At 62.9% G+C, this 9,082-nt stretch carries 11 protein-coding genes and 1 pseudogene; 5 read left to right on the forward strand and 7 right to left on the reverse strand.

The annotated features are described in order from the left end of the window. Nucleotides 1–234 precede the first annotated feature (234 nt). The gene (locus WB528_RS26340; protein ID WP_423892229.1) at nucleotides 235–690 is read right to left on the reverse strand and encodes a DUF6163 family protein; all 456 of its coding nucleotides are present in this window, start codon (nucleotides 688–690) and stop codon (nucleotides 235–237) included. Nucleotides 691–840: 150 nt separating this feature from the next. Between WB528_RS26340 and hemB the strand changes: the two genes are divergently transcribed. Next, entirely contained in the window at nucleotides 841–1,902 is a 1,062-nt protein-coding gene (gene hemB, locus WB528_RS26345; RefSeq protein WP_423892232.1) for a porphobilinogen synthase, read from the forward strand. A 1-nt stretch (nucleotide 1,903) separates the two neighbouring features. On the opposite strand, the gene WB528_RS26350 is transcribed toward hemB, so the two are convergent. Then, a complete protein-coding gene (locus WB528_RS26350) occupies nucleotides 1,904–2,029 on the reverse strand; it encodes a hypothetical protein (RefSeq protein WP_423892234.1) in 126 nt (41 codons plus the stop codon). Between the two features lie 13 nt (nucleotides 2,030–2,042). Between WB528_RS26350 and WB528_RS26355 the strand changes: the two genes are divergently transcribed. Next, entirely contained in the window at nucleotides 2,043–2,315 is a 273-nt protein-coding gene (locus WB528_RS26355; RefSeq protein ID WP_423892236.1) for a LysR substrate-binding domain-containing protein, read from the forward strand. Between the two features lie 139 nt (nucleotides 2,316–2,454). Here WB528_RS26355 and WB528_RS26360 read toward each other — a convergent pair whose 3' ends face one another. Further along, a complete protein-coding gene (locus WB528_RS26360; protein ID WP_423892238.1) occupies nucleotides 2,455–3,081 on the reverse strand; it encodes a DUF6151 family protein in 627 nt (208 codons plus the stop codon). Nucleotides 3,082–3,258: 177 nt separating this feature from the next. On the opposite strand from WB528_RS26360, the gene WB528_RS26365 reads away from it, so the two are divergent. Next, nucleotides 3,259–3,861, forward strand: a complete 603-nt coding sequence (locus tag WB528_RS26365; protein ID WP_423892240.1) for an RDD family protein — start codon at nucleotides 3,259–3,261, stop codon at nucleotides 3,859–3,861. A 203-nt stretch (nucleotides 3,862–4,064) separates the two neighbouring features. Beyond that, nucleotides 4,065–4,841: an arginyltransferase gene (locus WB528_RS26370; RefSeq protein ID WP_423892241.1), complete on the forward strand. Its 777-nt coding sequence runs from the start codon at nucleotides 4,065–4,067 to the stop codon at nucleotides 4,839–4,841. 24 nt (nucleotides 4,842–4,865) lie between these two features. On the opposite strand, the gene WB528_RS26375 is transcribed toward WB528_RS26370, so the two are convergent. Both WB528_RS26375 and WB528_RS26380 read right to left on the reverse strand, forming a co-directional pair. After that, entirely contained in the window at nucleotides 4,866–5,228 is a 363-nt protein-coding gene (locus WB528_RS26375; RefSeq protein WP_423892249.1) for a RidA family protein, read from the reverse strand. 40 nt (nucleotides 5,229–5,268) lie between these two features. Beyond that, nucleotides 5,269–6,660: an Nramp family divalent metal transporter gene (locus WB528_RS26380; RefSeq protein ID WP_423892243.1), complete on the reverse strand. Its 1,392-nt coding sequence runs from the start codon at nucleotides 6,658–6,660 to the stop codon at nucleotides 5,269–5,271. A 150-nt stretch (nucleotides 6,661–6,810) separates the two neighbouring features. Between WB528_RS26380 and WB528_RS26385 the strand changes: the two genes are divergently transcribed. After that, on the forward strand, nucleotides 6,811–8,049 hold the full coding sequence (locus WB528_RS26385; protein WP_423892246.1) for an MFS transporter: 1,239 nt from the start codon (nucleotides 6,811–6,813) through the stop codon (nucleotides 8,047–8,049). Between the two features lie 13 nt (nucleotides 8,050–8,062). Here WB528_RS26385 and WB528_RS26390 read toward each other — a convergent pair. Both WB528_RS26390 and arsC read right to left on the reverse strand, forming a co-directional pair. Continuing rightward, nucleotides 8,063–8,343 (reverse strand): annotated as a pseudogene (locus WB528_RS26390) (adenylate/guanylate cyclase domain-containing protein); the annotation flags it as partial. Between the two features lie 212 nt (nucleotides 8,344–8,555). Then, nucleotides 8,556–8,963: an arsenate reductase (glutaredoxin) gene (gene arsC / locus WB528_RS26395; RefSeq protein WP_423892247.1), complete on the reverse strand. Its 408-nt coding sequence runs from the start codon at nucleotides 8,961–8,963 to the stop codon at nucleotides 8,556–8,558. Between the last annotated feature and the right edge of the window lie 119 nt (nucleotides 8,964–9,082).

Consider the following 9,082-nt stretch of genomic DNA (forward strand, 5'->3'; position numbering starts at 1 on the left):
GCTTAAATAACAGAATAAAGAGATCATGAATTTAAGACAGTGAATCGCGGATTAAGCCTGCAATACAAGGGCTTTTTGCAAGATTTCGTTGACGGTGCGCGTGCGCTGTTCACGCTTCGTCTGCCCCCCCCCTGTCACATATGGAAACAGGGGGCATGAAAACGGAAACGGTTGCGTAACAGGTGTGGCGAGAGGGTTGCAGGGTGACCGAATGGTTACCGCAATTATTGAAAGCTACGGCGGTCGCTCGCGGGCCGCCATCCACGCCAGCACGAGATAGGCCGTCAGCATCGAGGCTTCCGCCGCCACGATCGTCAGGCTGCCGCCATAGATGGCCGGAAACATCAGTTCGATCACCGTCATTGACACGACCGTGATCAGCCACACCACCGCCCCCCACGGCGTCGCGAGCCAAAGCCCCACCGCGGCGACCAGTTCGATGACCGCGAAATAGATGGTCGAGGCCTGCCATGCGAGCGATTGGTTTTCGAAGGCGTCCTCTTCGCCGCCGACAAAACCCGTGACCTGCGCCCAGTGATAAAGACCCTTGGCGACGGAGACGACCGCCATGATGCGCAGGAAAAGAACCAGCCGGCGCGTCCAGACGTTGTCGCCGGACTCGCTGCGTTCCGACGATATCGCGTCAACCGATATCGCGTGGTCTCTTGAGGAGTCGTGCTTATTCGACATCAGAGGCGGGCTGGTTACCAAATCATGCAAATTTGAGGTCACTCTTGACCTCTCGGAGCAATAAAATCAATCGAACCTTGCGGCGCGCAAATGCTATATTGCGGCGGCCTGCCGCTCAGGCATCCGGCCATCTATTAGAAAGAACACCAAATGGCGATCAAATTCGGGCGTCCGATCGAAATGCGCGACACGCCGCGACGAGAGACCACCCTCTCCGCCCCAGGGCTTGATCTTGCGATCCGCCCCCGCCGCAACCGCAAGGCGGAATGGGCGCGTCGCTTGGTGCGCGAAAATGTTCTGACCACCGATGACCTGATCTGGCCGCTGTTCGTCTCGGGCGGCAACAACCAGCGTACCGCGGTTGCCTCGATGCCCGGCGTCGACCGGCTCAGCGTCGATGAGGCGGTGCGTGAAGCCGAGCGCGCGGTGAAACTCGACATTCCCTGCATTGCGCTATTTCCCTATACCGACCCAGCCTTGCGCGACGACCAGGGCTCTGAAGCCGTCAATCCCGACAATCTCGTGTGCCAGTCGGTGCGCGCGATCAAGAAGGAGTTTCCCGATCTCGGCGTGCTCTGCGACGTCGCGCTCGATCCCTTCACCAGCCACGGTCACGACGGGTTGCTGGAAGACGGCAAGATCCTCAACGACGCCACCGTTGCAGTATTGGTGCGGCAGGCGCTGGTGCAGGCAGAAGCCGGCTGCGACATCATCGCGCCATCCGACATGATGGACGGGCGCGTAGGCGCCATTCGCGACGGGCTGGATGCCGCGGGATTCCAGGACGTGCAGATCATGGCCTATGCCGCGAAATACGCTTCCGCCTTCTACGGTCCGTTCCGTGACGCGGTGGGTTCGGCGAAGACGCTGACCGGCGACAAGCGCACCTACCAGATGGACAGCGGCAATTCGAACGAGGCGCTGCGCGAGGTCGAACTCGATATCGCCGAAGGCGCGGACATGGTGATGGTCAAGCCCGGCATGCCCTATCTCGATGTTCTCAGGCGGGTCAAAGACGCCTTCGGCATGCCGACCTTCGCCTACCAGGTGTCCGGCGAATATGCGATGATCATGGCGGCGCATAACAACGGCTGGATCGACGGCGAGCGGGCGATGATGGAAAGCCTCATCGCCTTCAAGCGCGCCGGAGCCGACGGCGTTCTCACTTATTTTGCCCCGCGCGCGGCCGAGAAGTTGAAAAAAGGCGGCTAGATCAATTCTGGTCGGCCGGCTCTGTGGCCGGGAGCCGCGCCGCCAGCGCAATGGCGAGCGGCAAAATAACAGCCACCGTGAGCGCGGTCGCCATGATGGCGCCATGAGCGCCGACAGCATCACCCAAGAAGCCGAACAGAATGGGAGCGGGTCGCGCCGGCGCCGATCGTGCCGGTGTAGAAGACGGCGCACGCCTTCTCGGTGCGCTCCGCAGGCGCCACCACACCTATCTGCAGCTTCAAGCCGCCATCGACGGCCTCGGCATCGCGCTGGGATCGCTTCCCTTGATCGAGGCCGATATCGCGGCAGGCCGCCTCGTCTGCCCGCTTGCCGCCCCCGAATTGCGCGATGACGACTACCAACTCGTCATCCGCGAGGACCGCCTGCGCGATCCCGCCATCAAGGCCTTCTGAAGTAGGATCATCGCCGCCGCCAGGGAGCCGTTGACGGGCCTTGAAACGCCAGCCCGCCCGAATCCCTCGGAGGGTTCCGGACGCAAGCCTGCGGGATCGGCTCCTCGGCGCAGCAGATAACCCCGAGCACCGAGTAAGATCACCGCGCCGTCGGCACCGGACCGCAATACGGCCGCAGCCTATCGCGCTGCTCTTTCGAGAGCACGGTCAGCGGATAGATCGGTTCGCGGGTTTGCCGATCGAAGAACGGATGCGGCCACGTCCGCCCGCCCAAGCGCCAGCCGAGTACTTTGGCGATGGCGCGGAACAGGAGGCCCAGATTGATGCCGGTCGATCCCGCCGGCGACTTGCCGATCGCGAACTTGCCAAGGATCGCGCCAACCGGTGCGCCGAATGCGCCGTCCGCGCCCTGTGCGTCGGCATCGAATGCTTGCGCAACGATCCCGACGAAAGGAAGCGCCGGGCCAAGCGTGTTGCCAACCGGGGTATTGCAACAAGTCGTGTGCCAGCGAAGCAACCCTTTGGGCGTCAGGCGCAGTCCCGCAATACGATCCTGACCGCGGGTGAAGCTGAGCGAGGCCGGCGCAAGCTGGACGATGTCGCTGCCGCCCTGGGCATTGAGCAAATCGGCACGACCAAGCTGGTGCAGAAAGGCCTGGCAGTCGTCGCAGTAGCAGACCACGCGATTGACCTCTTGCGGCGACGCATTTGTCACTACGCCCTGCACCTCACCGCAGCGACAGCTCAGCTTCGCCTCCCTCGCCATGTACAGTCTCCACCGTTACGCGCCCCAAATGTACGCAGGGACCAAGTGAGCCCGCAAGTAGGCCGCTGGCCACGTTCCCGCCGGAAAATTCCAGTAGATAATGCCGGCGGGGCCTTGCGGCCGGATGGCAGGCTCCCATGTTTCGTCTGGGTCTATCGTCCCCTCGGAGAGCTGAAGATGTCCTACAGCGGTTCTGGAAATACCGGCGGCGCTAACGATGCTCGCGGCACTCATAGCGCTGACGGCGCTTACGATGCTCGCGGCGGTTGGCGCGACGACGGCGGCGCTCCACCCCACGCGTTCGATCCGGATCTGGAGCCAGAGTTGTTTCGCGGCGTGCTGACGCGGCGGGTGTTCGCGTTTCTGATCGACCTCGTGGTGCTGTCGGTGCCGGTCATCCTCGGCTACCTCTTTATTGCAGTGTTCGGAGTGATCACGCTCGGGCTTGGCTGGGCGCTGTTCTGGCTGGCGTGGCCGGCCTCGGTGATCTGGGCCATCGTCTACTACGGCGCGTCCCTCGGCGGTCCGCATTCGGCGACGATCGGCATGCGGGTGATGGATCTGGAGCTGCGGACCTTTTACGGCGCACCCGGCTATTTCGTGCTGGGTGCGATGCACGCGGTGCTGTTCTGGGTTTCGATCTCGTTTCTGTCGCCGTTTGTGGTGCTGGTTGGGCTTTTCAACGGCCGCCGGCGGCTATTGCACGATATCGTTCTCGGAACCGTGGTCATCAACACCTCGGTTCGCGCCCCCGTGGGCCAGCCGGCACGAACTTTCTGAGGCGCTCGCCGGTAATCGGAGGAACAGGGTCGGCGGGCAAACGGTTTGCAAACCAATTGACCGTTAAGCTTGGCGGCGCGATGCTGCGCTAGTGTCCCGGTTCTGACATTCGTATCTTGTCGCAGCGAGCACTTTTACGAATGTCAGAACCAAAGGGACACTAGTAACCGTACGCCTCGCCTTTCGGAGCCAGACGACATCCCGTGACCCAGCATTCGCGTGATACCCCGCAATTCTATCTGACGGCGCCCTCGCCCTGCCCCTACCTGCCGGGACGGCACGAGCGCAAGGTGTTCACGCACCTGGTGGGCGAAAAGGCCGGCGATCTCAACGACCTCCTGACCCATGGCGGCTTCCGGCGCAGCCAGTCGATCGCCTATCGGCCGGCCTGCGACCAGTGTCGGGCCTGCGTCTCCGTCCGCGTGGTCGCGAACGAATTCCGGCCCTCGCGCAATTTCCGGAAAATCATGGCCCGCAACGCCGACATCGTTGGCGAGCAGCGCAGCGCAGTGCCGACTTCCGAGCAATATTCGATCTTCCGCGCCTACCTGGACCAGCGGCACAGGCACGGCGGCATGGCCGACATGACGGTGCTGGATTACGCCATGATGGTCGAGGACAGCCACGTCGAAACCCGCATCATCGAATACCGGCGCCGCGGCATCGACACCGCCGTCAGTGGACGCGGCACCGATCTGCTGGCGGTAGCGCTGACCGACGTGCTCTCGGACGGGCTGTCGATGGTCTATTCGTTTTTCGAACCCTCCGAGGAAAGCCGTTCGCTCGGCACCTTCATGATCCTTGACCACATCAACCGCGCACGGCGGCAAGGCCTGCCTTACGTCTATCTCGGCTACTGGATCGAGGGCTCCAAGAAGATGGACTACAAGGGCCGCTTCCTGCCGCAGCAGCGGCTCGCGCCGTCGGGCTGGATACGGATCGAGGCGACCGGTGAGATGCTGAGCGAACCGCAGGATTAAAAGCAACCGCCGCTGCCCAGCGCCTTATTTTTTCACCGGCGCGTAGAACGTGCCCTGGACCTCGCAGATATCGTCGTCATTGAGACGGTGTACCTCGACAATGGTGCGCGGCGGATACGGGCCCTTCCCCCAAAACTCTTCCTGCATTTTGTTGACGATTGGCCGGAAGCGATACATGTCCGTCACATAGACAACGAGCCGCACCGCGTCGCGTAAGCTTGCGCCTTCCGACTCGGCGATCAGCTTCATGTTGGCGAAGGCCTGGCGAATGCGCGCCTCGTCGCCCTGAACGAGATGATTGGCTTTCGGGTCGATGCCGCCCATGCCCGCGATGAAGACGAAGTCGCCCGCGCGCGTGCCCAGATTCCAGGTGCCGGTCGGCTTGATCGCGCCCTCCGGCGCTAGTCATGCGCACTGGCGCAGGCGCTCAAAACCCTCCGGTCCAAAAATCCCACACCAGCTTCGCATTGAGCGCGATGATCAGGGCCGCCGTCGCAATCGCCATTCCGCTCAGCCATCGCGGCGCGACGAATGGACCCATCTTGCTCCGGCTTGAGGTGAACATCACCAGCGGCACCACCGCCAGAGGCAATTGCAGGCTGAGCACCACCTGGCTCAGGATCAGCAGGCGGCCGGTGGCCTTCTCGCCGGCCAGAAGCGTCACCACCACCGCCGGTACAATCGCAATCAGGCGCGTCACCAGGCGCCGAAGCCACGGCGCGATCCGCCAGTTCAGAAAACCCTCCATCACGATCTGGCCCGACAGGGTCGCGGTGATGGTCGAGTTCAATCCGCAACACAGCAGCGCGATCGCAAACAGCGTCGGCGCGAGCGTCGAGCCAAGCAGCGGCGCCAGAAAAGCGTGCGCCTGATCGAGCTCGGCGATGTCGGTTTGCCCGGCCCGGTGAAACGTGGCCGCGGCCAGGATCAGGATCGAGGCATTGATCGTCAGCGCCAGACACAGCGCGATCGAGGTGTCGATGGTGGCGAGTTTGATTGCCTCCCGCTTCTCTTCCCGGCTCTCGCCGATGAAGCGGGTCTGCACCAGCCCGGAATGCAGGTAAAGATTATGCGGCATCACGGTCGCGCCCAGAATGCCGAGCGCCAGATAAAGCATCTCGCGATTGACGAGGATTTCGCGGGTCGGCACAAAGCCACCCAGCACCGCGCCCCAATCGGGGTGGGCGAGTGCGATCTGCAACGCAAAGCACGCCGCGATCACGCCGAGCATCGTCACGACAAAGGCTTCGATCCAGCGAAAGCCGAAGGCTTGCAGCGCGAGGATCAGGAACACATCCGCCGCGGTCAGGATGACGCCGATCCCAAGCGGAATGTGGAACAGCAGATTGAGACCGATCGCGGTGCCGATGACCTCAGCCAGATCGGTAGCGGTGATCGCCAGTTCCGCCGAGAGCCACAGCGGCAGCGAGACCCAACGCGGAAATGAATCGCGGCAGGCTTGCGCGAGATCGCGCCCCGCGCCCACGCCGAGCCGCGTGCACAGCGATTGGAGGACGATCGCCATGAGGTTGGACAACAACGCAACGCTCAGCAGCGCGTACCCGAACTTGGAACCACCGGCGAGCGAGGTCGCCCAGTTGCCGGGGTCCATGTAGCCCACGGCCACGAGATAACCGGGGCCAAGAAACGCCAGCAGCTTGCGCCAGAACGGGCCTTTTCTGGCGGTTCCCACGGAGGCGAACATGTCCGCCAATGACGGTGTGCCCCGCTTCCCGCGCCAGCCCGAAACGGTGGGCGAGGCGCCGGCGGCGACCTTTGGCGGTGAATTCGGGGCCAGATCAGGGGTTTGGGCGTCCATTTAAACAGGATGCCTTAGCCTCACGCTTATTGCAACTGATTTGCAAATGCATCTGTTAGAATCGGGCGGAGGTCAGGTCCGGAAACGGGTGGGTTCGATATCCCTGAGAGCCGACATTGGCGGCCAATCGAGATTTCAGGGATCAATTCCATGTCGGCTTCCGAAGCCACCCGCCTGCCCTCTACTTTCAACCGCCTCGCCTGGTCCAACCTCGCGGCGCAATCGGCCGAGCAGATTGCGCTTGCCGCAGCGCCCATCGTCGCCGTGCTTCTGCTTGGCGTCGGCGAAGGCCAGACCGGCCTGTTGCAGACCGCGCTGACGCTGCCGTTCATCCTGTTCGCGATCCCGGCTGGCCTGCTCGCCGACCGCATCTCGCGGCGCTGGCTGATGGCCGGCGCGGAAGCGCTGCGCGCCGCAGCGCTGCTCGTGATCCTGCTCCTGGTCGGGCTTCATTTCCTGACGCTGCCGCTGCTGGCCCTGTTGGGCTTCATCGCCGTGTGCGGAACGGTAGTCTACAGCGTGGCGGCGCCTGCGCTGGTGCCTTCGCTGGTTTCGCCGCAACTGCTTCGTGTTGCCAATGCGCGGATCGAGCTCGCCCGGACGATCGCCTTTGCCGCCGGACCGGCGCTCGGCGGCGTGCTCGTGGGATGGCTCGGTGCAGCACCTGCCTTTGGATTCGCCGCAGCCCTTTCCGTTGTCGCGGTCGTGTTGTTGTCCGGCCTCTACGAGCCTTCGCGCGCGGCGGCGCCGCGCCGTCACCCATGGCAGGATATTCGCGAGGGCGCGGGCTTCGTGTTGCACCATGCGCTGCTGCGGCCGGTATTCGTCACGCAGTTCATTTTCAACACGGCTTCATTTCTGCTGCTCGCCATATTCGTGCCCTATGCGGTTCACCGTCTCGGACTCTCCGCCGCGGGCGTCGGCACGACGATGGCGATGTATGGCGTCGGCATGGTTACGGGTGCGCTGCTGGCGACACGGGTGATGCATCACATCGCGTTCGGCACCGTGATCGGGCTCGGGCCCATTGCTGGCTTTGTCGCCGCCGCGATGATGGCACTCACGACCGTTTTCCCCTCGCCCTGGCTTGCCGGCGCAAGCTTCTTCCTGCTGGGCGTCGGTCCGATCCTGTGGGTGATTTCTACGACGACGCTACGGCAATCGGTGACACCGCCAAGTCTGCTCGGGAGAGTTTCGGCGATCAACATCATGAGTTACGGCGCACGCCCCGTTGGTTCGGCGCTCGGCGCCGTCGTCGGCGGCCTCTATGGCGCGGAAGCATGTCTTTATCTCGCGGTCGCGATCTTCGCCGCGCAAGCGCTGGTGATCCTGATGTCGCCTGCGGTCGCACTGACGCATCAGCCTGAAATGGTCGGCGAACGCGCTTAATCCTTGAGGTAACGAGCATGTGAAAGAAAACCGAACGACGCCAGACGTCGTCATTCTCGCCGGTCGGCCCATATTCGAAGGAATCGCTTTCGTTGGAGTCAGCGTCGTTCCAGCGAAATCCGCGTCCCTCGAAGATTGGATGCAGGGTGTCGATAAAGATAAGGCTGCGCGACAGGTCGAGCCCTGCGACGCAGCAGCGCTCGCAGAAGCCGCGGACCAGGTCGTTTTCGGTTAAGCCGTGAGGCCCTGGCTCACCAGCCAGTTCATCAGCACGAGGCGGGTGGTAAGCTCCATGCCTAGTGTCTCGGTTCTGACATTCGTACCCTATCGCGGCGAGCACTGTTACGAATGTCAGAACCAAAGGACACGAGCAACCATATGATTCTAGTGTGCCTTTGGCTCTAACGTTCCTTCGAAGAACTCGCAGCGACACTGAAAGGAACGTCAGAGCCGCCACACTAGGATGCTGCCGCGCGATCGCGGCCCGCGAAAGCCGGGCCCCGGCCTTACTTTCCAGGCCTGACCACAACCTCACCGTCTTCCTTGACGACGCGATCGGGTGGATGGTCGAGCAGATCGAGGACGGTTTCAGATGGCCGGCACATTTTTGTGCCCTTCGCCGTCACAACGATCGGCCGGTTGATCAGGATCGGGTGTGCCTGCATGAAATCGAGCAACTCATCGTCGCTCCACTTGGGGTCGGCGAGCCCGAGTTCGGCATAGGGCGTCCCCTTCTCGCGCAGCAGCCCGCGAACTGAAATACCCATGGCCTTGGCTAATTCGAGCAGCCGGGCGCGGTCCGGCGGCGTCTTCAGATATTCGATGATCTGCGGCTCCTCGCCGCTCTGGCGGATCATCGCCAGCGTGTTGCGCGAGGTGCCGCAGGACGGATTGTGATAGATCGTAACGCTCATGTGCGAACTTCCTTTATCGCCGAGGCCCTCTGCCGATCAGGCGACAACAGCCAATCCATCAACCAAAGCGCCGCCGCCGCGCCAGCGAGTTCGGCGACGATGAAGCCGGGAAGATCGAC

It is taken from the genome of Bradyrhizobium sp. (assembly GCF_049586575.1).
Lineage (GTDB): Bacteria > Pseudomonadota > Alphaproteobacteria > Rhizobiales > Xanthobacteraceae > Bradyrhizobium.

Bases quoted from the DNA above. Each gene is read 5' to 3' on its own strand.
- WB528_RS26340 (WP_423892229.1), bottom strand. From the start codon at position 690: ATGTCGAATAAGCACGACTCCTCAAGAGACCACGCGATATCGGTTGAC.
- hemB (WP_423892232.1), top strand. From the start codon at position 841: ATGGCGATCAAATTCGGGCGTCCGATCGAAATGCGCGACACGCCGCGA.
- WB528_RS26355 (WP_423892236.1), top strand. From the start codon at position 2,043: ATGGGAGCGGGTCGCGCCGGCGCCGATCGTGCCGGTGTAGAAGACGGC.
- WB528_RS26360 (WP_423892238.1), bottom strand. From the start codon at position 3,081: ATGGCGAGGGAGGCGAAGCTGAGCTGTCGCTGCGGTGAGGTGCAGGGC.
- WB528_RS26365 (WP_423892240.1), top strand. From the start codon at position 3,259: ATGTCCTACAGCGGTTCTGGAAATACCGGCGGCGCTAACGATGCTCGC.
- WB528_RS26380 (WP_423892243.1), bottom strand. From the start codon at position 6,660: ATGGACGCCCAAACCCCTGATCTGGCCCCGAATTCACCGCCAAAGGTC.
- WB528_RS26385 (WP_423892246.1), top strand. From the start codon at position 6,811: ATGTCGGCTTCCGAAGCCACCCGCCTGCCCTCTACTTTCAACCGCCTC.
- arsC (WP_423892247.1), bottom strand. From the start codon at position 8,963: ATGAGCGTTACGATCTATCACAATCCGTCCTGCGGCACCTCGCGCAAC.